22 protein-coding genes and 3 tRNA genes are annotated in these 23,289 nt (G+C 54.3%); 10 read left to right on the top strand and 15 right to left on the bottom strand.

Features of this window, described 5'->3' with window-relative positions; all coding sequences use genetic code 11:
- Nucleotides 1-27 precede the first annotated feature (27 nt).
- Together mexE and BLO50_RS13900 are read right to left on the bottom strand one after the other, a co-directional pair.
- Complete coding sequence (gene mexE / locus BLO50_RS13905) at nt 28-1,266, bottom strand: multidrug efflux RND transporter periplasmic adaptor subunit MexE (protein WP_090253807.1); 1,239 nt, start codon at nt 1,264-1,266, stop codon at nt 28-30.
- A 171-nt stretch (nt 1,267-1,437) separates the two neighbouring features.
- The gene (locus BLO50_RS13900; RefSeq protein WP_090253805.1) at nt 1,438-2,355 is read right to left on the bottom strand and encodes a LysR family transcriptional regulator; all 918 of its coding nucleotides are present in this window, start codon (nt 2,353-2,355) and stop codon (nt 1,438-1,440) included.
- Between the two features lie 261 nt (nt 2,356-2,616).
- Between BLO50_RS13900 and BLO50_RS13895 the strand changes: the two genes are divergently transcribed.
- Both BLO50_RS13895 and BLO50_RS13890 read left to right on the top strand, forming a co-directional pair.
- A complete protein-coding gene (locus tag BLO50_RS13895) occupies nt 2,617-3,639 on the top strand; it encodes a zinc-dependent alcohol dehydrogenase family protein (protein ID WP_090253802.1) in 1,023 nt (340 codons plus the stop codon).
- A gap of 302 nt (nt 3,640-3,941) precedes the next feature.
- On the top strand, nt 3,942-5,297 hold the full coding sequence (locus BLO50_RS13890; RefSeq protein ID WP_090253800.1) for a cation:proton antiporter: 1,356 nt from the start codon (nt 3,942-3,944) through the stop codon (nt 5,295-5,297).
- Between the two features lie 23 nt (nt 5,298-5,320).
- Here the strand turns inward: BLO50_RS13890 and BLO50_RS13885 are convergent, their stop codons facing one another.
- Nucleotides 5,321-5,944: a trimeric intracellular cation channel family protein gene (locus BLO50_RS13885; RefSeq protein WP_090253798.1), complete on the bottom strand. Its 624-nt coding sequence runs from the start codon at nt 5,942-5,944 to the stop codon at nt 5,321-5,323.
- Between the two features lie 7 nt (nt 5,945-5,951).
- The gene (gene gorA / locus BLO50_RS13880; RefSeq protein ID WP_090253797.1) at nt 5,952-7,310 is read right to left on the bottom strand and encodes a glutathione-disulfide reductase; all 1,359 of its coding nucleotides are present in this window, start codon (nt 7,308-7,310) and stop codon (nt 5,952-5,954) included.
- 82 nt (nt 7,311-7,392) lie between these two features.
- Between gorA and BLO50_RS13875 the strand changes: the two genes are divergently transcribed.
- Nucleotides 7,393-7,815, top strand: coding sequence for a VOC family protein (locus BLO50_RS13875; protein WP_090253794.1), 423 nt, complete (start codon nt 7,393-7,395; stop codon nt 7,813-7,815).
- A gap of 52 nt (nt 7,816-7,867) precedes the next feature.
- On the opposite strand, the gene galU is transcribed toward BLO50_RS13875, so the two are convergent.
- From galU to gacA, 8 genes are all read right to left on the bottom strand, one after another.
- Nucleotides 7,868-8,707 carry a UTP--glucose-1-phosphate uridylyltransferase GalU gene (gene galU / locus BLO50_RS13870; RefSeq protein ID WP_090253791.1) on the bottom strand — a complete coding sequence of 280 codons (840 nt, stop codon included), beginning with the start codon at nt 8,705-8,707 and terminating at the stop codon, nt 7,868-7,870.
- 44 nt (nt 8,708-8,751) lie between these two features.
- Nucleotides 8,752-10,122, bottom strand: coding sequence for a UDP-glucose dehydrogenase family protein (locus BLO50_RS13865; RefSeq protein WP_338110978.1), 1,371 nt, complete (start codon nt 10,120-10,122; stop codon nt 8,752-8,754).
- Nucleotides 10,123-10,303: 181 nt separating this feature from the next.
- Nucleotides 10,304-10,390, bottom strand: a tRNA-Leu gene (locus BLO50_RS13860).
- A 112-nt stretch (nt 10,391-10,502) separates the two neighbouring features.
- Nucleotides 10,503-10,576, bottom strand: a tRNA-Cys gene (locus tag BLO50_RS13855).
- A 39-nt stretch (nt 10,577-10,615) separates the two neighbouring features.
- Nucleotides 10,616-10,691: transfer RNA gene (locus tag BLO50_RS13850), tRNA-Gly, on the bottom strand.
- 67 nt (nt 10,692-10,758) lie between these two features.
- Nucleotides 10,759-11,319: a CDP-diacylglycerol--glycerol-3-phosphate 3-phosphatidyltransferase gene (gene pgsA, locus BLO50_RS13845; RefSeq protein ID WP_090253787.1), complete on the bottom strand. Its 561-nt coding sequence runs from the start codon at nt 11,317-11,319 to the stop codon at nt 10,759-10,761.
- A 33-nt stretch (nt 11,320-11,352) separates the two neighbouring features.
- Nucleotides 11,353-13,194: an excinuclease ABC subunit UvrC gene (uvrC, locus tag BLO50_RS13840; protein WP_090253785.1), complete on the bottom strand. Its 1,842-nt coding sequence runs from the start codon at nt 13,192-13,194 to the stop codon at nt 11,353-11,355.
- Nucleotides 13,181-13,825 carry a response regulator transcription factor GacA gene (gene gacA / locus BLO50_RS13835; protein WP_090253783.1) on the bottom strand — a complete coding sequence of 215 codons (645 nt, stop codon included), beginning with the start codon at nt 13,823-13,825 and terminating at the stop codon, nt 13,181-13,183. The genes uvrC and gacA overlap by 14 nt, the downstream gene beginning before the upstream one ends.
- 461 nt (nt 13,826-14,286) lie before the next feature.
- Between gacA and BLO50_RS13830 the strand changes: the two genes are divergently transcribed.
- A complete protein-coding gene (locus BLO50_RS13830; protein ID WP_262372028.1) occupies nt 14,287-14,508 on the top strand; it encodes a LexA family protein in 222 nt (73 codons plus the stop codon).
- Nucleotides 14,509-14,542: 34 nt separating this feature from the next.
- Here the strand turns inward: BLO50_RS13830 and BLO50_RS22345 are convergent, their stop codons facing one another.
- Nucleotides 14,543-15,001, bottom strand: a complete 459-nt coding sequence (locus tag BLO50_RS22345) for a helix-turn-helix domain-containing protein (protein ID WP_090253779.1) — start codon at nt 14,999-15,001, stop codon at nt 14,543-14,545.
- A gap of 288 nt (nt 15,002-15,289) precedes the next feature.
- Between BLO50_RS22345 and BLO50_RS13820 the strand changes: the two genes are divergently transcribed.
- From BLO50_RS13820 to BLO50_RS13795, 6 genes are all read left to right on the top strand, one after another.
- Nucleotides 15,290-15,736 (top strand): hypothetical protein, encoded by a 447-nt coding sequence (locus tag BLO50_RS13820; RefSeq protein ID WP_090253778.1) that lies wholly within the window; start codon nt 15,290-15,292, stop codon nt 15,734-15,736.
- Between the two features lie 3 nt (nt 15,737-15,739).
- Nucleotides 15,740-16,138 carry a DUF6957 family protein gene (locus tag BLO50_RS13815; RefSeq protein WP_244152887.1) on the top strand — a complete coding sequence of 133 codons (399 nt, stop codon included), beginning with the start codon at nt 15,740-15,742 and terminating at the stop codon, nt 16,136-16,138.
- A gap of 1,130 nt (nt 16,139-17,268) precedes the next feature.
- Entirely contained in the window at nt 17,269-18,975 is a 1,707-nt protein-coding gene (locus tag BLO50_RS13810; RefSeq protein ID WP_090253774.1) for a C45 family autoproteolytic acyltransferase/hydrolase, read from the top strand.
- 474 nt (nt 18,976-19,449) lie between these two features.
- A complete protein-coding gene (locus tag BLO50_RS13805) occupies nt 19,450-19,806 on the top strand; it encodes a histone-like nucleoid-structuring protein, MvaT/MvaU family (protein ID WP_090253772.1) in 357 nt (118 codons plus the stop codon).
- A gap of 57 nt (nt 19,807-19,863) precedes the next feature.
- A complete protein-coding gene (locus BLO50_RS13800; protein WP_090253770.1) occupies nt 19,864-20,223 on the top strand; it encodes a hypothetical protein in 360 nt (119 codons plus the stop codon).
- A gap of 186 nt (nt 20,224-20,409) precedes the next feature.
- Nucleotides 20,410-20,781: a DUF2513 domain-containing protein gene (locus BLO50_RS13795; protein WP_090253768.1), complete on the top strand. Its 372-nt coding sequence runs from the start codon at nt 20,410-20,412 to the stop codon at nt 20,779-20,781.
- 431 nt (nt 20,782-21,212) lie between these two features.
- On the opposite strand, the gene BLO50_RS13785 is transcribed toward BLO50_RS13795, so the two are convergent.
- Together BLO50_RS13785 and BLO50_RS13780 are read right to left on the bottom strand one after the other, a co-directional pair.
- The gene (locus BLO50_RS13785; RefSeq protein ID WP_090253764.1) at nt 21,213-21,764 is read right to left on the bottom strand and encodes a toll/interleukin-1 receptor domain-containing protein; all 552 of its coding nucleotides are present in this window, start codon (nt 21,762-21,764) and stop codon (nt 21,213-21,215) included.
- 24 nt (nt 21,765-21,788) lie between these two features.
- Entirely contained in the window at nt 21,789-23,252 is a 1,464-nt protein-coding gene (locus BLO50_RS13780) for an SIR2 family protein (protein ID WP_090253762.1), read from the bottom strand.
- Nucleotides 23,253-23,289: the final 37 nt, after the last annotated feature.

The following is a 23,289-nucleotide window of genomic DNA, read 5'->3' as shown; positions in this document are numbered from 1 at the left end:
GGGGCGCAATGCGCCCCAGGCGTCAGGTCAGCCGCGCGGCTTACCGTTGTGGGTGTCCTGTTTGGCGACCCGTGGCGCATCGCGCTCATCGGCTGACTGACGCAAGCGCAGCAGTTGGGCGAGGGTGGCCTCGTCGGCCATCGGCACGCTCTGCGGATCAACCGTGGAACCGGGGAAGGCACGTTGTAGGCCGTTGACCACGATCTTCTCGCCCTTAGCCAGGCCCTGACGCACGATGCGCAGGCCTTCCAGCTTCGGCCCCAGCTCAATGGCGCGGTATTGCACGGCATTGTCCTTGTCGAGCACCAGGACGAACTTCTTGCCCAGGTCGGTGCCGACCGCTTCATCCTTGATCAGCGCGGCGGCGTATTGACCGCTGCCAACCAGCTTCAGGCGTGCGTACAGGCCTGGCGTAAAGCGGCCATCACGGTTATCGAACACCGCGCGGCCACGGATGGTGCCGGTCTGCGGGTTAACCTGGTTGTCGAGGAAATCCAGCTCACCCAGGTGCGGGTGGCCGTCTTCGCTGGACAGGCCCAGGTAGACCGGGCTGGCATCGCGCGTTTGGCCGCCAGCCTGGCGCGCCAGCTCAACGTATTTGAGGAACACGCGCTCATCGGCATCGAAATAGGCGTACACCTTGTCAGTGCTGACCAGGGTGGTCAGCAGGCTTTGCCCTGCATTGACCAGGTTGCCTTCGGTGATTTCCGCACGGCTGACGCGGCCATTAATAGGCGCGGTAACCCGGGTAAAACTGAGATTGAGGCGAGCGTTATCCAGTTCTGCCTGGATACCGGCCACAGCCGCTTTGGCTTCTGCGGCGGCGCTGGCGCGTGCATCAGCCAGTTCGGCAGAGATGGCGTTGCTCTGGCGCAGGCGCTCGCCGCGATTGGCTTCACTTTGCGTGCGCGCCTGACTGGCACGGGCCTGTTGCAGCTGAGCTTCGAAGCGTTTGACTTCGGCCTGGAACGGCCGTGGATCGATCTGGAACAACAGATCGCCTTTCTTCACCAGGCTGCCTTCGGCAAAGGCAACGCGATCAACAAAACCGGACACCCGTGGGCGGATCTCGACCGACTCAGGTGCTTCCAGGCGCCCGGTGAATTCATCCCATTCGTTGATCTGTTGTTCAATGACTTCTGCCACGCTGACTTTTGCAGCAGGCATCTGCTGTGCAGTTTCCGGCGCTTTACCGCATGCACTCAAGACCAGCACTGCGGCAAGGGCCAAGGGGAAATGCCAGCGATTGTTATTGGACTGTTCCATGTGTGTATCCGCCCGAGGGTGTTGTGATGGGGCGGAGTCTGCTGCGCGCTCTGGCGTGGAACGAATCGAATGCCGCGAAGGTGACTATCATCGTGAATGATGAAGGGGCTTCTATCAATTTCAACTATGTGAACAAAGTGCCCTGAATGCACCTTTGCTGCAGTGCTGGGTTTACTCCAGGCTGTCCGGATCACCGCAGAACATCTGGATGCGCGAGCGCAGCCAGCGCTCCGCCGGGTCGTTGTCCTGGGCGCCACGCCAGGCCATATGCAGCTCGAAAGTCTGCGTCGGCAGTGGCAGTTCTTCGGCGCGTACCCCGCCTGCAGAGGTCAAGGCGGCTGCGGTGTAATCCGGCACTGTGGCCAGAATATCGGTGCCGGCCAGCAGGGTACCCAGGCCGTTGAACTGGGGCAGGGCGAGTACTACGCGACGCTTGCGCCCCAGTTTTTCCAGTTCGGTATCGATAAAACCACCCAGATCGCCCGCAAAGGACACCAGCGCGTGTGGCCTGGCGCAGAAATCATCCAGGCTCAGTGCGCCAGGCGCGGTATCGGCACGCAGCAGCTTCGGTTTGCTACGGCGCAGTACCTTGCGCTTGGCATTGGCCGGCAACTCTTCGGTGTAGGCAACGCCCACGGAAATCTCCCCGGAGGCAAGCAAGGCCGGCATCAGCAGGTAGTTGGTGCGGCGAATCACCAGCACCACGCCGGGGGCTTCAGCGCGCAGGCGTTTGATCAGCGGCGGTAAGAGGCCGAACTCAACGTCATCCGACAAACCGATGCGAAACACCGCGGTGCTGGTGGCTGGGTGGAAATCAGCCGCACGGCTGACCGCCGTAGAAATCGAATCCAGCGCCGGCGAGAGCAGGGCGGCAATCTCCATGGCGCGAGCGGTGGGCTCCATGCTGCGCCCCGTGCGCACGAACAGCGGGTCATCGAACAGGCTGCGCAGACGGGCGAGGGCAGCACTGATGGCCGGCTGGCCGAGAAACAGTTTTTCCGCCGCACGGGTGACGCTGCGCTCATGCATCAGCGTTTCAAAGACGATCAGCAGATTGAGATCGACGCGGCGAAGATCGTTACGGTTCATCCGGTGTCCATTCTGGAGTGGCTGCGGTTTTGCGCGCGAATCAGGCTAATGCCGAATGCTATTGCCAGGCAATATGCACGGCGAAATGATGTGTGCGTGACTCATCATCATCGACAAGCATGGTGAATATCAGCCCTGAGCGGTGGAATTGCTGGCAAAGCCCGGATAAAGTCCGTGGCCATAAGAGGTCGCCGCGGCTGTATCGCGCAGAAATGCTGAACAGCTACCACGACCTGAATGGGTCAACCGAAGAGGTTTGCGATGTCCCGCATAGTGCGTTTCCACGAATTTGGTGAGGCCTATGTCCTCAAGATCGAAGAGCGTCAAGCACCGGCGCCCGCCGCAGGTGAAGTGCTGGTCGGTGTTGAAGCCGTAGGTGTCAGCTGGTACGACGTGCTCTGGCGGCAGAATTTAGCTAATACGCCGACGCAATTGCCGGCAGGCCTGGGCCACGAACTGGCCGGCGTGGTGCTGGCCGTCGGCGATGGCGTGACTGATTTGGCTGTCGGTGATCGAGTCGCGAGCTTCCCGGGGCACAGCGCCAACCGTTATCCCAGTTACGCTGAGCACGTGGTATTACCACGCAGTTCCTTGGCGCGTTACCCGGATAACCTGACCGCGCAGCAAGCTGCCGTGCACTATCTACCATCGATGGTCGGCTGGTTCGGTTTCATTGAACTGGCGCGTTTGCAGCCCGGCGAAACCGTGCTGGTAACGGCCGCAAGCCGCTGCTGGGGCCCGTACATCGTGCAGATGGGCAAAGCTCTGGGCGCCACAGTCATTGCGGCGACAGCATTTGCCGAGGACAGCGACTTTCTCAAGCAGCTGGGTGCAGATCACATCATCCTCACCGAGGAGCAAGATTTGGTCAGCCGCGTCAGCAAACTGACCGATGGCCGCGGCGTCAACGTGGTGATGGATGCACTTGGCGGCCCGCAGATGTGCCTGCTGGGCGACGCCATCGCGCCGCGCGGTCGACTGATTCTGTTCGATCTGCAAGGCGGCAATGAAACGCCATTCCCAGCTTGTGCGGCTTTCCAGAAGAACATTCAATTCTTCGTGCATTGCATCGGTAACTTCACCGGCAAGGAAGAGCTGAATATCCCGCAGGATGCAGTTGCCGTGGCCAAGGCCGTGCAAGGCATCAATCAGCTGACGGCAGATGGTTTGCTCAAGCCGTTGATCGACAAGGTTTACAGCTTCGATGACGTAGTCGAAGCGCATCGTTATATGGAAACCTGTCCAAGCCGTGGCCGTGTGTTGCTGGATATCGACGCGCGTTAAACATAACTCACATTGTACGAAGCCCGGATTAGGGCGAGAGCGGTGAATCCTAAGTGGTCTAGGTTCACTGCTTAGTACGCATTAGTTCGTATAATGTATATTATGTTAAATGGCATAGGGGGCATGCTACGAGTGCCCCAGCCGGCTGTCTGATCTGTTTGTTACTACGTCCTCCCGTCCATCAGGAATGATGAACTTTGCTAGGCCTTTCTGCTTCGAATCCAAACGACTCTGTTTAATCGGGAGTCTCTTTGTTTGTGGCTTCCCACATCCGCACACGCACATAACGTGGATAAGCGCCAATGAGCTTCAGTACGTGGATGCTGGTGATGGGCACCCTGTTATTGATTCTCGGACTGGCCTCAACCTTTGTGCGGCTTTTGCCGGTTACAACGTCAACGCTTTATCTGGCATTCGGCCTAGCGATAGGCCCGCTCGGCTTAGGCATCTGGCAGCAGGATTTATTGGATATTTCCACCTGGCTGGAACACTTGGCGGAAATCGCTGTGCTGATTTCGTTGTTTATTGGCGGGCTAAAACTGCGTCTGCCGTTTCGCGCCCCTGAATGGCAAGCCGCTTGGTTGCTCGCAGGTCCGGTGCTCCTCGGCACCATTCTCAGCGTGACGTTAATTGCCCACTATCTATTCGGTCTGAGCTGGGGGCTATCACTGTTAATAGCGGCGATTCTCTCGCCTACCGATCCGGTGCTGGCCAGCCTGGTGCAGGTCAGTCACGCTGGGGACGAGGATCGCGTGCGTTATGCCATCTCGGGTGAAGCTGGACTGAACGACGGCATTGCCTTTCCTTTTGTAATCGCCGCGTTATTAGTTCTTCAGTTTAGTGCCCAGGCGCCCTTAAGCCCTCTGCGTGAGGCGTTCGACTGGTTTTTGATCTATGTCGTGTGGGCCGTTCCCGTGAGCTTGTTACTGGGCTATACGCTGGGACGTAACGTTGGCCGGCTGGTCATTCACCTACGTGCCCGGCAGACCGACACAACCATATCAGCCAATGATTTCATCGCACTGGCCTTGATCGCCCTTTCCTATGTAGGTGCAGAAAGCATCGGAGGTTGGGGCTTTCTCGCGACTTTTGCCGCTGGGCTGGGCCTACGGCATGCCGAAGTGACTGCTAGCCAAGGACATGAGCAGCCCGCAGAAAAGCGGACGAGCAATTCAATGACTCGTGAAGAAGGCCAGACGCACGGAGATATCGAGTTTGGCGAAGACAAGGATGAGCATCCCAAGGTGACCGCTGGAGCCCTGATGATGGACATCTTGTCATTTGGCAGCTTGCTGGAGCGTATCCTGGAAGTGCTCATGGTGACCCTGCTCGGCGCCCTGCTCTATCAGCACTGGGACTGGCGCGCACTGCCTCTGGGGTTGGCACTATTCTGCGTGGCGCGTCCGGGCATGGTGTTACTGCTGATCGGTGATCGGTTAATACCACCGTCGCATCGACTGCTGATTGGATGGTTCGGCATTCGCGGCATTGGCAGCCTGTATTACCTGAGTTATTCGATCAATAAGGGTCTGCCCGCGACAGTGGCACAAACAGCCAGCGATCTGGTGCTGAGTGTGGTGGCCATGAGCATCGTATTACACGGGCTAACCAGCCAGCCGTTGCTGGATTATTACGAACGCCTCAAGCACCGAGCATGAGTGACCCTGCCTGAGTTGGGCAACTAATCGCGATCCAACAAGTGGAAGCTGGGCAACGCGACATGCCAGCGAATGGCAGCCAGACGAATCAGCAGCACCGTGAGCATGGCCACACCGGTATCCAGCCAATGTGGCGTATCGAGGGCGCGCATGCCGATAAACACCACTGCGCCAGCTATGCAGGCGGTGGCATAGATTTCCTTCTGAAAGATCAGTGGGATTTCATTGCAAATCACATCGCGCATCACTCCGCCTGCGACACCGGTCATCACGCCCATGATTACAGCAGTGCTATGCGGCACATTGTGCTGCATAGCGACCTCTGTGCCGATCACGGTAAACACCGCCAGCCCGAAAGCATCCGCCAGTAACAGACCTTTCTCGTGAATCGGCTGTGTCATGCGTACCCAGACGACCGTAGCCACGGCTGCCAGTGATGCGACAACGATATACAGGTCATTGCGAATCCAGCTGACTGGATGGTTGTCTAGAATCACATCACGCAGCGTACCGCCGCCCAGTGCAGTGACGATGGCAATCACCAGCACGCCGAACAGGTCCATGGACTTGCGCCCCGCCATCAGCGCGCCGGTAATGGCGAATACCGCCACGCCGAACAGATCAGCCAGATAGAACAGTTGAGCCATGCTGACCTCAGGACGACACGGGGGTACGCATGGTGACGAACTCTTCGGCAGCCGTTGGGTGCACGCCAATGGTTTCATCAAACAATTGCTTGGTGGCTCCGGCTTTGAGTGCAACCGCAAGGCCCTGAACGATTTCGCCGGCGTCCGGCCCGACCATATGGCAGCCGAGAACACGGTCTGTGGCAGCGTCCACCACCAGTTTCATCAAGGTGCGTTCCTGGCTTTCGGTCATGGTCAGTTTCATCGGTCGGAAGCGGCTTTCGAAAACCTGGACGCTGTAGCCCTCCTCCTTTGCCTGCTCTTCGCTCAGCCCAACCGTGCCGATATTGGGCAGGCTGAATACCGCCGTCGGGATCATCCGGTAGTCGACCTTGCGGTATTCCTCTGGTTTGAACAGGCGCCTGGCAACCGCCATGCCTTCGGCTAACGCGACCGGTGTCAGCTGCACACGACCGATTACATCGCCGATGGCGAGAATCGAGGGTGTGCTGGTCTGGTATTGCTCGTCCACTTCGATAAAGCCGCGCTTATCCAGCTGCACTGGAGTATTTTCCAGGCCCAGATTATCCAGCATCGGCCGACGGCCGGTGGCGTAAAAGATACAGTCGGCTTCCAGCACGCGACCGTCCTTGAGCGTGGCTAATAGACTGCCATCGGCTTGTCTGTCGATACGGGCGATGTCGCTGTTGAACTGCAGATCGACGCCGCGCTTGTTCAACTCTTCCTGCAGGTGCAGACGCACGGCCTTGTCGAAGCCACGCAGGAACAGATCGCCGCGATAGAGCAACGAGGTTTTTGCGCCAAGGCCGTTGAAGATCGAGGCAAACTCTACGGCGATATAACCACCGCCCACGACCAGTACCCGCTTGGGCAGTTGCTCAAGAAAGAAAGCTTCATTCGAGCCGATGGCATGTTCATGCCCCGGAACTTCAGGCATCTGCGGCCAGCCGCCGGTGGCAATCAGGATATGTTTGGCGCTGTAGCGTTTACCGCCCAGCTCGACAGTATGGTCATCGACAATCCGCGCGTGGCCTTCCAGCAAGGTCACGCCGCTGTTCACCAGCAGGTTGCGGTAGATGCCATTGAGTCGTTCGATTTCACGGTTTTTGTTGCTGATCAGGGTCGACCAGTCGAAGCGAGCCTCGCCCAGCGCCCAGCCAAACCCCTGAGCCTGTTCGAAGTCATCGGCGAAATGCGCACCATAGACCAGTAGCTTTTTCGGTACACAGCCGACGTTGACGCAGGTGCCTCCCAGGTAACGGCTTTCAGCAACCGCCACGCGTGCGCCATAGCCGGCGGCAAATCGCGCAGCCCGCATACCGCCAGAACCGGCACCAATCACAAACAGGTCAAAGTCGTAGGTCATTTCAGCCTCCAGAGCAGACCATTAGCATACCCCAAGGCGCGCCAGGGCCTAAACTTGATGCATGCCGAACAGGAGAGCATTTATGCGCCCTACCCTTACTCATCTGGCCTTGCACGTGCCTGATCTCGATGCATGTGTGTGCTTTTACGAGCAGTTCTGCGCGATGCAGGTGATTCATGAGCGCGCGGGCAAAGGCTCACGAATTGTCTGGATGGCCGAACAGGGTAAGGAACACAGCTTTATTTTTGTGATCATGCCGGGCGGACAGGATCGCCGATTGGCTGCGGATGATTACAGCCACTTTGGCTTTGCCCTGGAAAGTCGAGAACAGGTCGATAGCATCGCAGCGCGAGCGCGATTAGCAGGATGTCTGGTCTGGGAGCCGCGTGATGAACCCTTTCCCGTTGGTTACTACTGTGGGTTGCGTGACCCCGCAGGCAACTATGTGGAGTTCAGCTATGGCCAACCGCTAGGGCCTGGTGCTGAACAGATACCCATGCCCTAAATGCACACAGCTACCCGAAGGTGGCTGTGTGAGTAACGCTGGCGAGCAGGACTCAGTAAGCCTTGCCGGTCTTGTAGAGGTTCTCGAAGCAGAAGTTGGTGGCCTCGATATAACCTTCAGCGCCGCCGCAATCGAAACGCTTACCTTTGAATTTGTACGCCATTACGCAGCCGTTCTGTGCCTGTTTCATCAGCGCGTCGGTGATCTGGATTTCGCCGCCTTTGCCGGGTTCGGTTTGCTCGATCAGCTCGAAGATGTCCGGAGTCAGGATATAGCGGCCAATGATCGCCAGGTTCGACGGGGCATCTTCCGGCTTTGGCTTCTCGACCATGCTGTTGACCCGGTAGATGTCCTCACGAATCATCTCGCCGGAGATCACGCCATATTTATGGGTTTCTTCTGGCGGCACTTCTTGGATGGCCACGATCGAGCAGCGGAACTGGTTGTACAGCTTGACCATCTGCGTCAGCACCGCGTCGCCGTCCAGGTTCAGGCACAGGTCGTCCGCCAGAACCACGGCGAATGGTTCATCACCAATCAGCGGGCGGCCACATAGAATCGCGTGGCCCAGGCCCTTCATCTCAACCTGACGGGTGTAGGAGAAGGTGCATTCTTCGATCAGGCGACGGATGCCGACCAGGTACTTTTCCTTGTCGGTGTCGCGAATTTGATGTTCCAGCTCGTAGCTGATGTCGAAATGGTCTTCCAGTGCACGCTTGCCGCGGCCGGTGATCATGGCAATTTCCGTCAACCCGGCTTCCAGGGCCTCTTCAACGCCGTACTGGATCAGCGGCTTGTTCACAATCGGCAGCATTTCCTTGGGCATGGCCTTGGTGGCTGGCAGAAAGCGGGTGCCGTAACCGGCTGCAGGGAACAAGCATTTCTTGATCATAGGAAACCTTGGGAAGATGGGGTGAAAATCGCGTGCGCAGTTTATCAGGCTGCACTGGCCTTACAATGCCCCTGCGCAGGCCGGCCAATGCCTCGGTAAAGAAAACCCAGTTCGGCCAACTGTGCGGCATCGTAGATATTGCGCCCGTCAAACAGCACAGGCATGCGCATCAAACCGCGAATACGGACAAAATCGGGCTGACGGAACTGCTTCCACTCGGTGACCAGCACCAGTGCATCCGCACCTTCGACAACGCTATACGGCGATGTACTCAAGCGCAGCTGGCCGCTATCAACTGCCTGGCTATAGCGCTCTGCCAAAGCCGTTGTGGCAACCGGGTCGCACGCCTGAACGGTGACGCCGGCTGCCAGCAAGGCATCCAGTAGAACCAGGCTGGGCGCTTCACGCAGATCATCGGTGCCCGGCTTAAACGCCAAGCCCCAAAGCGCCACTACCCGCCCTTGCCAATACCCGGAAAAATGCTCACGCAGTGACTGAAACAACAGCGTCTTCTGTAGCGCGTTACGGGCTTCGACTGCGCGCAGGATGCCAGGTTCAATGCCTTCCTGCTCTGCGCAACGAATCAGGGCCCGCACATCCTTGGGGAAACACGAGCCGCCATAGCCGCAGCCGGCGTAGATAAAGTGGGTACCAATGCGCTTGTCACTGCCGATGCCACGGCGCACCTCCTCGATATCGACCTCTAAGCGTGCGCACAGGCTGGCCATTTCGTTGATAAAGGAGATTTTGGTGGCCAAAAAGGCATTGGCTGCGTACTTGCTGAACTCCGCCGCGCGCAGACTCATGCACAGCAAGCGCTCGTGGTTACGCAGAAATGGCGCGTACAGGCGGCGCAGCGTTTCGCTCGCGGCGGCATCGTCACAACCGACGATAACCCGGTCCGGACGCATGAAGTCGTCAATCGCCGAGCCTTCCTTGAGAAATTCCGGGTTACTCGCCAGCGTCACCGCAAAACGTTTGCCGCGTTTGCTCAATCGACTGTTGATGCGCTGGGCAACACGCTCTGCCGTGCCCACCGGCACCGTTGATTTGTTCACCACCACGCAGTTCTGCTCAAGCAGGTCGCCCAGCTCATCAGCCACCGCGAGTACATGGGACAAGTCTGCGGAGCCGTCCTCCCCGCTCGGCGTACCTACGGCGATAAAGATGATCTCAGCCTGCTTGATGCCTTCATGCAGGTGCTGACTAAAGCTCAGCTGACCGCTACTCAAATGAGTCTGCAGCATGGCCTCCAGCCCAGGCTCGTAAATCGGCAACTGGCCGCGGGCAAGCCGCGCCACACGCTGCGCATCGCGCTCAACGCAGATCACTCGATTGCCCATCTCGGCAAAACAGGCTGCCGATACCAGCCCCACGTATCCTGCGCCAATCACACAAATCCGCATCGCCTGCACTCCTCGCTGAGTTACCGTGATTGCAGCTAAAGCAGATGGCAGGCGTATGACTGGCGTGCGACATCCAGATGACAAGCCTGGATAAACGCATGCGCACAAATTTCAGACACAAAAAAACCGGCTACGAAGGCCGGTTTTAGTGGGTTTCAGGTTCATCTGGGAACATCTGAAATCATGTATATGGTGCCCGAAGCCGGGGTCGAACCGGCACGAGGTTACCCTCGAGGGATTTTAAGTCCCTTGCGTCTACCGATTTCGCCATTCGGGCGGTAGCGCTGCATTGCGAGGCTTGGACTATATACAGCCCGTGGATGCCTCGCAAGGTTTCAAGCTTAAATGAAAAAGCCTCGTAAATCAGTGATCTACGAGGCTTTTCTAATTGGAGGCTGAGGTCGGAATCGAACCGGCGTTCACGGATTTGCAATCCGGTGCATAACCACTCTGCTACTCAGCCTTGAAACTAAACGGACCGTGTAAAACGGTCCGTTGAAAATGGAGCGGGAAACGAGACTCGAACTCGCGACCCCGACCTTGGCAAGGTCGTGCTCTACCAACTGAGCTATTCCCGCTTGTCGTGCTGACGGCCGCCATTCTATAGCTTCAGAACGCCCCGTCAACCCCTTGATTCAAAAAAGCTTATTTCTTTTCCGAGGTGATTCGCAGGTGTGGCCATGCGGCCAGCAGGTACTGCGCCATCGACCACAGGGTGAGTACCGCGGCAATGATCAACAACGCGTAACCGAGCACAACCCAAGCGGTAAAGGTCGGTGGATTGGCCAGCAAAATCACCAGGGCAACCATCTGTGCGGCGGTTTTCCACTTGGCCAATTTTGATACGGCAACATGCGCACGGGCACCTATCTCTGCCATCCATTCCCGCAGCGCCGAAACCACGATTTCGCGACCGATGATGATGGCCGCAGGCAGCGTCAGCCAGAGATTGGCGTGCTCAGCCACCAGCAACACTAGGGCAACCGCCACCATCAGTTTGTCGGCAACTGGATCGAGGAAGGCGCCAAAAGGCGTGCTCTGCTCCCAGCGGCGCGCCAGGTAACCATCCAGCCAATCGGTTGCAGCAGCGACTGAAAACACCGCGCTGGCGGCCCAATAGCTCCAGCTGAAAGGAAGGTAGAACAGCAGAATAAACACCGGGATCAGCAATACACGGAGCACGGTAAGCAGGTTGGGGATATTCATCGACACAACTTGGCGGTAAAGAGAGTCGGCATTCTACTCACTGTGCAGTGCCGCATAAATCAACTCGGCGAGTTTTTTACTGATTCCAGGTGCTTTGGCGATTTCTTCGATGCTGGCGCGGGACAACTCCTGCAGCCCGCCGAAGTGGTTGAGCAGCTCGCGCCGGCGCTTTGGCCCGACGCCAGCCACCTCTTCAAGCGTGGAGGTGCGCCGGGTTTTGCCGCGGCGGGCGCGGTGACCGGTAATGGCAAAGCGGTGAGACTCATCACGGATCTGCTGAATCAGATGCAGTGCCGGTGAATTGCCCGGCAGGGTGAACTCATGGGCGGCGTCATTCAGGTACAGGGTTTCCAAGCCCGGCTTGCGGGTGGTGCCTTTAGCCACACCGAGCAAAATCAGATCAGGCACCGACAGCTCTTCAAGCACTTCGCGGGCCATGGCCAGCTGGCCTTTGCCGCCGTCGACCAGAAGGATGTCCGGTAGCTTGCCTTCGCCATCCTTGATCTTGCTGAAGCGCCGGGTCAGCGCTTGATGCATGGCGGCGTAGTCATCGCCAGGCGTCACGCCCTCGATGTTGTAGCGGCGGTAATCGGACTTCAGCGGGCCTTCCGGGCCAAATACCACGCAGGAAGCAACCGTCGCCTCGCCGCTGGAGTGGCTGATGTCGAAGCACTCCAGGCGCTGCGGCACTTCATCCATATACAGCGCCTGAGCCAGGGCATCAAAGCGCGCAGCAACGTGCTGCCGATTGGCCAGGCGCGCCGCCAGCGCCTGCTCGGCATTGGTCACGGCCAACTGCTGCCAGCGCGCACGGGTGCCACGTACGCGGTAGCTGATGCTCAGCTCACGGCCGCGCAGTTCATCAATGGCGGCAATCAGCGTGGGGAAATCTTCGTGCTGCGCATTGACGATCAGTTCGCTCGGCAGGTCGCGCTCCTGACTGCTCAGGTAATACTGCGCAAGGAAGGCCAGCAGTACGCCACTGCCCTCCTCCTCGATGGCCACCTGCGGGAAGAAGTTTTTACTGCCGAGCACTCGGCCACCACGCACACTGATCAAATGCACACATGCACCACCGGGATTGACCATAGCGGCAACCACGTCCACATCACCGGTGCCGCCTTCCATGCTCTGCTGATCCTGCACCCGGCGCAGCAGTGAGATCTGATCACGTAGTCCAGCTGCTCGCTCGAAGTCGAGCGCCATGGCCGCTGCCTGCATGCCGCTGGACAGCTCGTCGGTCAGGGCATTGCTGCGCCCCTCAAGAAACATCACTGAATGGCGTACGTCATCAGCATATTCAGCGGGCTCTACCAGGCCAACACAGGGGCCTTTGCAGCGTTTGATCTGGTACTGCAGGCAGGGCCGAGTGCGGTTCTTGTAGAAACTGTCCTCGCACTGGCGCACCAGAAAAGTTTTTTGCAGCAGGTTAAGGCTTTCTCGAATGGCGCCTGCGCTGGGATACGGGCCGAAGTACCTGCCTTTCTGCTTTTTCGCCCCACGATGAATGCTCAGGCGCGGGAAGTCGCCGTCGGAAAGCAGCACATAGGGGTAGGACTTATCATCGCGCAGCAGAATATTGTAAGGCGGGCGCCATTCTTTGATCAGAGTCTGCTCAAGCAGCAGGGCTTCGGTTTCGTTGGCGGTGATGGTGGTTTCGATCTGAGCGATTCGGCCGACCAACGCGGCGGTCTTTGGCGTTAAGCCGCTCTGGCGGAAGTAGCTGGCCAGGCGCTTTTTCAGATTTTTGGCTTTGCCGACATACAGCAGTTTTGCGTCCACATCGAACATGCGGTACACGCCAGGACGACCGCTGCAGGTGGAGAGGAATGCGCTGGAGTCGAAAGAGGCAGGACTGTTATCAGGTGTTGGCATCAATCATGCCGTGGCGTACGGCCAGCAGGGCCAGTTCGACATCGCTGGTAATCGAGAGCTTTTCAAAGATGCGATAGCGGTAGGTATTCACGGTTTTCGGCGACAGGCAAAGCTTATCGGAAATGGCCTGAACCTTTTGGCAGCCTGCAATCATCAGGGCGATTTGAATTTCGCGCTCGGACAGTAAGTCGAACGGTGAGTGACTGCTCTGTGGCTGAAATGACTTGAGTGCCAGCTGCTGGGCAATCTGCGGACTGATATAGCGTTGACCGCTGAATACCATGCGAATCGCCTGAACCATTTCTTCCAGCGCAGCGCCTTTAGTGAGATAGCCAGCGGCACCAGCTTGCAGTAGGCGCGTGGGGAAAGGGTCTTCCTCACATACGGTTACGGCAACAACTTTAAGATCAGGATGGCTGCGAATCAGCTTACGGGTGGCTTCAAGACCACCGATACCCGGCATTTTGATGTCCATCAGAACAACGTCAGGTTTCAGCTCGCGGGCTTTTTTCAGTGACTCTTCGCCTGATTCGGCTTGGCCGACCACCTGTAAACCGTCGATATCGGCCAGCATACGAGTAATGCCGGTACGTACCAGGTCGTGGTCATCAACAACGAGAACTCTGATCAAGCGTCACCCCGGTCGACATCAACTGCGTTGAGCAGTTGCTGGGTTGAAAGTCTGGTGCCTGTAAGCCACCAGCTTGGCGCATAACCGTCAAAAGGCAAGCGCCAATAAGTGAGCGCTAAATGACGGCCAGAGAAAATATGGCGGAAGCGGTGAGATTCGAACTCTTATACAAGGTAGCTCTCCTTGCGGAGGAATCTTCTTGACATAGTCCCCAAACCTCAACCACCTAGAAGCCAGTAAAACCGGGGCTTAATCGGAGTTAAGCTCTAGATTTCAATAGCTTATCAACCTTTTCCACAAAATGCAACCCGTTGCACCTTATTGCCCGGCAAATATTTTTCGTACCGTGATTTCCGCAATGCTAACCGAAAGCATGCGATTACAACTAAATGAGCTGAGCGCAATCACCCTCCGCCCCTCATGATTCTACCCATTGGCATGTCCAGAAGCATGAGGCTACGTTGATAGCCAAATGCCCTCCCTACCGGGTTCACTGTGGCGGCGACAGCATGAGCGACGTAGGTATTTTCTGTGGCGACCTGCTGATAGTAAACCGGTCTAAACAGCCGATTTCTGGTGACATTGTGATCGCCGCTGTGAAAGTTGAGCCACCGCTTGAGCGGCTGGTCATGGAGGGAACGCAGGAAAGATTTTGCCCACCCCCTAAAACTTACACCGTCTGAGTATAAGCGCATCGGTGCGGTCAAATTACCTGTGCTACTCCGCTTTAGACCAATACCGCTGAACAGTGCGAAGCCCCAGATCCAACTTTCTAGCTACCTCTTCCTTGCTCAGCCCTTCGGTCTGTAACCGCGAGACGGCTGCACGTGTGTTGTCCGCTTTCTGCCCTCGAATCCCACGAGCAGCATCATCTTGGCTAACAGGCTCAAGCCGCCCAGCATCACACAACGCCCTTAGCCTTTTGTTGCTCCTTTGTATCTGATCTTCGACGGCAAGACCAGATTGGCGCGCTTCGACAATCAAAAGAAAATCCGCAAGGGCTATACCCATCAGCTCACAGAGTGCAGCAAGCGTATCGATGCGAGGGAGAGTCTGACCATTCTCAATTTTGCTTAGGTTTGCTTTGTGGATTCGCTCTGCACACTCAGTGCGCGAGAGTCCTGCCTGGAGCCTGATGTCTCTGAGCACCTGTCCCAGTACTTTTTCGAACCTCATTTTCTTTGCGCTCAAAAACAAGGATCAAACCAGCTTTGACGCGCCACATCGTTAGCTATTATGCTAACCATGTGGCGGATCATCATAACAGCAAAACCTGTCAATACATGCCAATTGAAATTTTAGGCGACAAGCAATCAAGCAGGCAGGCAGCGGAACGTCTACGGCGAGGCCAAGCCAAGTGAGTCCAAAAAAAGAATGCCAAACCTGTGCTCCTGGCACCAAAGGTTAAGACTTGCCCGTGAGGCGACGTAGCAACTGAACAAATATTCGAAGCGGAGAAACACGATGGCTGCCAAGGCCGGACATATAGACTTTGAGTTCAAATCAGAAAGCGCAGGCCTCTGGTGCCTGAGTAAAAAAGGAAGCGAACGCTGGATGAGCATTACGCTGGCCAGTGTCGAAACCAATAGCGTTGTAAACACCATCGCTACAAATGATCCAGAGATCATCAAGCGAACCCTTAATGCCCCTGGCGAAGGGCTTTACATCCGAAGCTTCCAGGCGGTCGTTAGCTGTGACTTTCCCGACAACAAAGGAATTGCCGTCGCGGATGTCCTGAAATTCATCGAAGAGCGAACTAAACGCGGCGAGTTACTTCATCTTGTCCATACCAAGTTTGGTTGCTACCAATTCGGCGGCCCCTCCAAGGTAATGTCCAGTCAAGTTCAGTTTGGGTCTGATGTAGTGCTCTACACCGCCGAGTCTCCGGCGCGCCGCTACTACGGGGGCTAAGCCATGAAAGAATTGAATGAGATAACCGATCTGCTCTACGGCGAAGGAATACCAATGGCTGGATCCAAGGTCAGCCAGGATGAGGCTGTGCGGATTGTCCGTGAGCGCTACCCCTATGCAGAGTTCTGCCTAGTTTCTAACTGGAGATGGCTCGATTTAGATGTAACTCAAGAGCAACGAGACCAGCTAGTTAGAACCAACCGAGAGCCAGTCGTCCTCTACGCACATACCGTGATTTACGACAGTCAGCGTAGATGGGATGTTGGCGACTTTGTGCGCACAAGCTATCTCCATAAATTCGAAGACGGGTTCATCTTCATGACACTAAATTCTATTTACATCTTGATCGGCGATGGCATCAGAGCAAGAGCGTCTCTTGAGACCCTTGGGCGCATTTTTTGATGTCAGCAGCCGGCCAATCAAGACGCACCAAGCTACGCCTGATCAAAGCACAAAACACGCAATTTTCATGGCGAGTGACTGGATACCTGACTGATGTCTATATCTTCGCTAGGTGCGGCGTCGGTCGCGTTTTCAGCCATCGCAGCTCACGAAAAGTATTCAGGGAAGGGGTAACAATTCGCACGTCAGATGTTATCCACCTTCATAAAGAAAGCGGCTTCTGGGTACTACATACCACTAGCGGCAGCTTCTACGTCATCGCGACTTTTGAACGCAAAATCGGGTGGTACTCGCTGATGCAGTTCAGGGCATCAGGACAAGCTAAGTTACGACTGCCCCATCTACTGTTGCACTGATATTTTTTCGCCAACCTTGGCGCCTCAATTTTGTTCACGCAACATGCGCATTACCAAAATTATTCCTCACTGCTCCCCAGACTATTGTTGGGTTTCTCGATAGGCTTTCCTTTTACCGTTCGCCATTCATGTAGATACAACATCGCTGCCAAGCTCCATCTGGTTGCATAAAACTTATCGATAAATCTCGTAACAGTCGTAGATTGCTTATATTTAGTTTATAAACGTATATTCGTCCCAAGTTACTAATCAAGAAATAGGGCTACACATTCCTTTTGCGCTTATCAAAAAGTGAGATTTTATTCTCGCCTAACATCAATGTCCCACTCGCCTGACTGACCTGGCCACAGCCATTTTGAAAGCACATATCTCGAATAGAACTTTATCCAGAGGCAGCCCCTGAAGCCATGCAGCCTTAATGCCATATCGAGATGCTGAAATAATCAAGATATGAAAGCCCTAAGTCATAGCATCTAGTTCGACCGTAGCCAAAGATGCCATCTCGACTCCCGTGAGAGCTATTGCATCCACGCCAGCGACTATGAAACCCACAGGAAACACAACGCTAAGGCCTACCGGCGCGAACGAAGTGAAGCCTAAAACACTCTCACCACCTGATCGCTAACCCGCAGCACTGCTCTTTGTTGCCTTTCATCAAGAACAAGTCTACAGTTAGCTGAACGCGTTCACTAATCTGGCCTTTACCCCTGCTCAGTCGCCGTTCAAGCACCGGCGCTGCGAACCGAAAGCCTAATTTTATAAAGAGAGGCACGAGTGAGATTACTCAGTAATGGCAATACATTCAGGGATAAAGAGTTTCTCAAACAGAAAAGAAGTGTCGATAGCCCAGCCAGTGCCGTGGCCCGCTATCAGAATCGTTCTTATTTCATGATCGTCAGCGGCGACGACTACGAGAATGGCTATGCCCAGGGAAAGTTACTCCGCTTGCAAATACGTAACGGAGTTTACAAGTACTTCGAAAGGCCATCACAGAGCATAGGGGTCAAAACTAACTCCAGATTGATTGAGTGGCTTATCACACTGATACTTGACCTATTTATTTTTGGGCCGCTAGAAAAAAACTGCACCACGAGATTTCTTAAAGAGCTTAAAGGAATCGCCGATGGTGCAGGTATCTCCTACAGAAAACTATTCAGAGCTAATTCCATCTCCGAGTTGAAGATGTGCGCTATGGGAAAGGCCTTAAAAGGCTTTTTCCAAGTCAATTCTTTAGCTGAATGTTCAACTGCCGTTATTGGACAGTCATTTAGCAATTCGGGTGGGGGGCTCATCGCAAGAAATACTGACTACGCAGGCGGCAACTACTGGTGTAAAAATCAGCTGGTAATTCGATATGCAAATCCCGGTCGTTACAAGTATGTTTCGGTAACAGCAGCAGGGATACTTAAGTGTAACTCAGCAATAAACGAGCATGGTTTGTTTGTTGGTGGACACTTTCTAGGTCTGCAAGGAGCAACAGCAAATGGAACGCCTTTTTCGTGCATTGAGCACGAAATCATGGCGAAATGCTCTACCCTTGAGAAAGCAGTTGAGGTTGTCCGGCAATACACCTTTGCAGGATCATTTGCACTGGTAATCGCTGACAAAAGTGGTAAATCTTTATTGATTGAGTGCGTTGCAAATCGTCTGTTTATTAAGGAGCAACATGCCGAACTCTTTTTTATGGCCAACCACGCCCAAACTGACGAGGGCCAGGCTCTGGATATACTGAAGAAATCTCGGATTTTTCATGACAACATCAGTGGGCGAATGATTAGAGCGCAGTCTATTTTCAGGGACTGGCAGAAGCCTTTCACTCCTGAATCTCTTTCCTCACTGCTGGGTGATCGATACGACGAGGCCGCAGCACATGAGCGATCTAACGCTGGCACGATTGGCTTCAAAGACAACGTAACATCGATTGTCGTCGACACCAAAAGTGGTAACTTGTGGATCGCCTCAGGTGAGGCGCCAGTCTGCGATAACATTTACTATGGTTACGACTTTGAGCTAAATAAAACAAATCATAATATTTATCCATACCCGTGGGTTGAAGCCGATAAGCGAAATACACTACGTCAGTACCTGGAACTGCAAGACGCGAGCATAGATCTTCCGCACCAAAAACTCAGGAATATTGCTTTAGCATTAATTTCTAAAGACCCTCAAGAACCGAAATACTTTTTCCTGCTGACAAAAATATTTCTCCATGTCAACAATCTTGAGGAAGCTCTGATAGCCATTTCAAGCTCCATCGACATATGCAATACCAATAACGAGCTGGCATATGCGCTAACCCTAAAATCCTCAATTGAACTGAAAGCAAATTTCATCGAGGAACACAGAAAGACAAATCTACAACTAAGCTATCTACTGAAAAAGGGGATAAATATCCTTCTAGCAAAGGAAGCCCATAAAACGCTTCTAAGCAGGCCCGTCTCTAAATCCATGCAGGATTTATTTGATGAGCGCTTTTTTTAGTACTCGTCTGCGCACCGACCTGCACTAGCTTGAGACACAGAACGGTGAGGTAACGTTCGATAGCGATGAATGATCACCGGTTTGAATGACCCTCCCATCAAGTGCAGCCCAGCCAAAGCAGTACTGCCTGGCCCATTCCAGCAAATCGCTGGTAGACAGACTCATGGGCGCCATCATTTGCGACACGCTCGCCATCAGACACGGCAGGAGGCAAAAGCCATATTGAATGCTCTCATCCAAAGGGCACTTTGGCTTCGGCAGCAACACAAAATTGCGCTTTGGTGAGAGTCCTTTCAGCCCAAGCCTTGCCTTGCAAGCCCCTGCTCTATACATGGGTTTACTGATCCTCTGCTCGAAAACGGCGTTTTTTCACTTAAAGCAATACTGTCACAGTAGAAGAGCTTGGCCTTTATTTGGTAATTTCTGCTCTTGCAGGTATTCTCTGTATACCAGTGCCTCAACTAAGGATTCGAAATGTCGATCATTGCAGAATATAAGGCTCTCGAAGCCCAGATTGCCGAGCAGCAGAAGCGCCTCGAAGCGTTGAAAAATGATGAGAAGCTCAAGAAAGAGATTGAGTTTGAAAACAAGCTGCGCGGTCTCTTGGCTGATTACGGCTACTCTCTGCGCAATGTCATTGCCCTGCTCGACCCAAATGCGGGCAAGTCCACCCCTGTAGCCGTGAAAGAGGTTCGTCGTGAGCGCACCATGAAGCGCTACAAGAACCCAAATACCGGTGATGTGGTAGAGACCAAAGGTGGCAACCACAAGGTCTTGAAAGCCTGGAAAGAACAGTACGGCGCTGATGTGGTTGAGAGCTGGCTCCAGTAAGCTGGATCACTCCGCAGGAAGGGCCGCATTCGCGGCCTTTTTTGTTTTGAGCACTACATGACACGCGATCAACAAAAGCGTCTTTGGGCAATCGCTCTTGCCGAGTACGGCACAGCGGATCTAGAGCAACTAGTACGTAGTACTTTGGCTATGCATCTGGACAGCGAACAGGCAACAGAGTTACCGAACCAGGTGAGCGCTGATGGCCTCGCAGAACTGGTAGGCATACTGCTGCTTAACATTGATACCGGTGAGCGCCCATTATTAGGTGCACTCCGCACCATGAACCGTTTGCACTTTAGAGTCCTACGCCAGCTTTGTGATCATCTTACGTACGCCATCCTGGCCAACCTTCCCATCCGGCTTGTGCCAAAGGATCTGCTGAGACTTAGATCCATGCTTGATCTTGGGCTTTAGTTAGCGCTATCGATTAGTGAGGAAAATCATACGATTCGCACCTTGCCTCGCACGTTTAGGGGAAATATCAGAATCAGGAAGCAGTCGTGGTATATTTTCCGCTTCAACAGGAATCTGCTTGTAGACATCAGTGTAAATAGTTATTTTCAAGGAAATTCATACTTTCTGTATTCATTGAGAGGCGACATGAAAAGAGACTGGGATATTATTCGCGCCATTCTTCTAGAGCTTGAAACCTCCACCACGGCACGCACTTCGTTAAGCATGGATGCTATTGAGGGGCTTGATGAGCAGGAAGTTGCCTACAACATGCAGCTGCTTCACGAGGCTGGGTACATTGAAGCGAGTATCCTCAACTCTCATAGCGGTGATGGAAAAATTAATGCAGCTTTAGCAAAACGGCTGACTAACAAAGGGCACGATCTTCTAGACTCAATACGCAGCGAAACCATTTGGCGTAAGGTAAAAGAAACCTTTATTAGCAAAGGGGTTGATATGACTTTTGATTTGGTCATATCCGTAGGCAAGAAAATCTCTGAAAACCTCTTACTATTGTAACATTCATCCACACGCAAAATTTATAGAAATAAAATCATGCATGACATTAAATCAAACCTTTATCCATGCGCGCATTGCGCGGGGCTTGGATCATGCAAAAATGGACATGAAGAAGCCTCTTGCGCAGTCTGCATACAGAACAACGATCTCAAGGGAGCTTCTTTTTTTGGAGTGCCGTGCTCTATCTGTAACGGAATAGGTCAGGCTGAGCCCAAGACTGAGCGAATTAATAAACGAATGCCTGCACTTCTTGGATTTTCGGTTGTCTTCTTGCTAATAGCACTTGTATTTAGCGCTGCAATCACCAATAGCAAGTACTTCAGTGAAGTGCTTGCATTCTCTGGCAGCCTTATTGGCATGGTATTAGGCTTTTATTTTTCAGTCCGGGCAAGAGCATCCTAGCACGGATGCTCAACAGTCCCACCAGAATGTCAGTACTCTGAAAGCCACCGATGCAACGTCATAGCTGTATTGGCTCTGGCATCCAGCACCATCCATTCCTCTTGCTCTTTGCCTGAAAATTTTCCCCAGACGATGCGGTGGTACAAGCCGAGATACTCCCAACTCGCCCAACTGTCATTGCTGATGCTGTCAGAAGCCGGGAAAAGAGCTATCCCCCTCAAGCCCTTTTCACCATCAGCAATGCCCAACTCCCATGGAACCCACCGACTGTCTTTGCTGTTCTCAGTCGTCAGCAGAACGAATCGCCTTGTTTGACTAATTCGCTGTTTAAGCAGGGCAGCAGTTTCTGCTGAAGTGTAGGGCGGCATTTCAGGATCAATTTCATCGATATAGACCCGAGCACCGTGGTTGTGAAGTACCTCCATCGCCCCCTCAAGCAGATCTTGATCTTTGCTGGAGTGCGACAGGAATGTGCTCGTACCACTACTCGAAGCATTGGATCTAAAAAGCTGCTCGCGACCACTTTGCGATCTTTTTGCCGTGAAAGCTCGAAGCTCGGCCCTAGTAACGTTCCTTGCCATGGAATCCTCCATCCTGGGTGCCAGTCAAGCAGCACGAGTTATTCGGTCAATGATCTCAAACACCAGGGAAACAAGCTTGCGCCGCCCATCCTTGTTATCTAGCAGCCATGGTGCAGAAAGTTCTTTCAGCTCTTTATCTGTGGGCCTTACTGCATCCTGACCAGATGAAGGAAGCTCCGACCCAAACAGCATGTCAGTGATTGTTTTCGCAGCACCACCAGATGCCCCTACAGGCAGTAGAAAAACTCCCGTCGACTTGGCAATCTCAAACTCCTGCTCGACTCCTTCAGCAACATCCAACTTGTCTTCAACCACCTTTGCACCGCCAATGAAAATGGCGATACCAGCTTGGCGGGCAAGCTCTAAGCGCAGCGCAGACCACTCTTCCCTATTTGGCTGGGCTTCTGCCAGGGGTTGCGGAAAAGGTCTGGCGATCAGCCTTCGCTCCAAATCCCATCCCCCACCTTGACGCAGAGCTCCCAAGAAACCCGACAGTGACGCAGACCCTACCAGCAGGCCTGCGCCAGTAACCAAGTGGCGCCCTGTCTCACCAATCCGTCGGCCAATGTCTTCGGCCAGCGCATGGATGTCGGCTGACTCGGAACCTCCCCGCTCAACAGGCCAGCTACCACTCACCCAGACTCGGCGTGCAGCAACCCGTTTTTCGATCTGACGCAAAAGTGCTGGAATCTCGGCATAGTCGTTGACCTCTACCGCCAACAAGCCGTAGCGCTTTAAATCTTTCGTCCACAGCTTGTGCTGAGCATTGCGCGCTGCGAATTCACCTTCGGTCGCGAAGTCGGTCTTCTGTGGTGCACGTACAATGGCGAAGTGCTCGGGCGGCGCTTCGGTGAAGCTTTCCCGGATAAGAGATAAGACATGCCGAATATTGGGGTCGGTGAAGCTGATACCAATAAACAGCATGGACATGCTTGTCAGGTGTGCTTGAAACAGCGGCAGATAGGGGCCTCGTTTTGAGCGAAACAACTCGTAATCATCTGTGGAGATAACAACATCGTCGAGACGATCAACTGAGCCATGCATCTTGTAGAGCAGCGATGCGCCAGGAGTCACCCTAAGGGCAAGATCTTTAGGGCTGGATATTGGATTCAGAGGTCGACTGATAGATGCGAATGCTCGCTCGATCAAGCGGTCGTAGTTGGTCGTCCAAATATGCCTAACCGGTAACCGCGAGATGATCTCAACCGTCTCCGGGATAGGCTTCTCAGGGCCAATTTCGCTCTTAATGACATTACGGACGCGTGTGGCACCACCACTCTCCAGAATGCTCCATTGAGCAAGGGCCGCTAAGTCGTGGACATTCTTGGAGTCGACCTCAAGTTCGATAGCGATGTCACTGAGTAGTTCTGACCAAGAAGGGTAACCCGCCGCCATCGAGACGCCGGCACCCACGAAAATAGCCCCTACACCATCGTTCAGGGCAGCAGGATACTCAGTGAGGAATCGGTTTAAAGCCGCTTTAGTCATGGTCAGAACTCATCGAATACACGGAAACTCACCGAGA

The organism is Pseudomonas peli, assembly GCF_900099645.1.
GTDB classification, from domain to species: Bacteria; Pseudomonadota; Gammaproteobacteria; order Pseudomonadales; family Pseudomonadaceae; genus Aquipseudomonas; species Aquipseudomonas peli.
The sequence above is the reverse complement of the archived record's forward strand: the minus strand, read 5'-3'. Positions and strand labels throughout refer to the sequence as shown.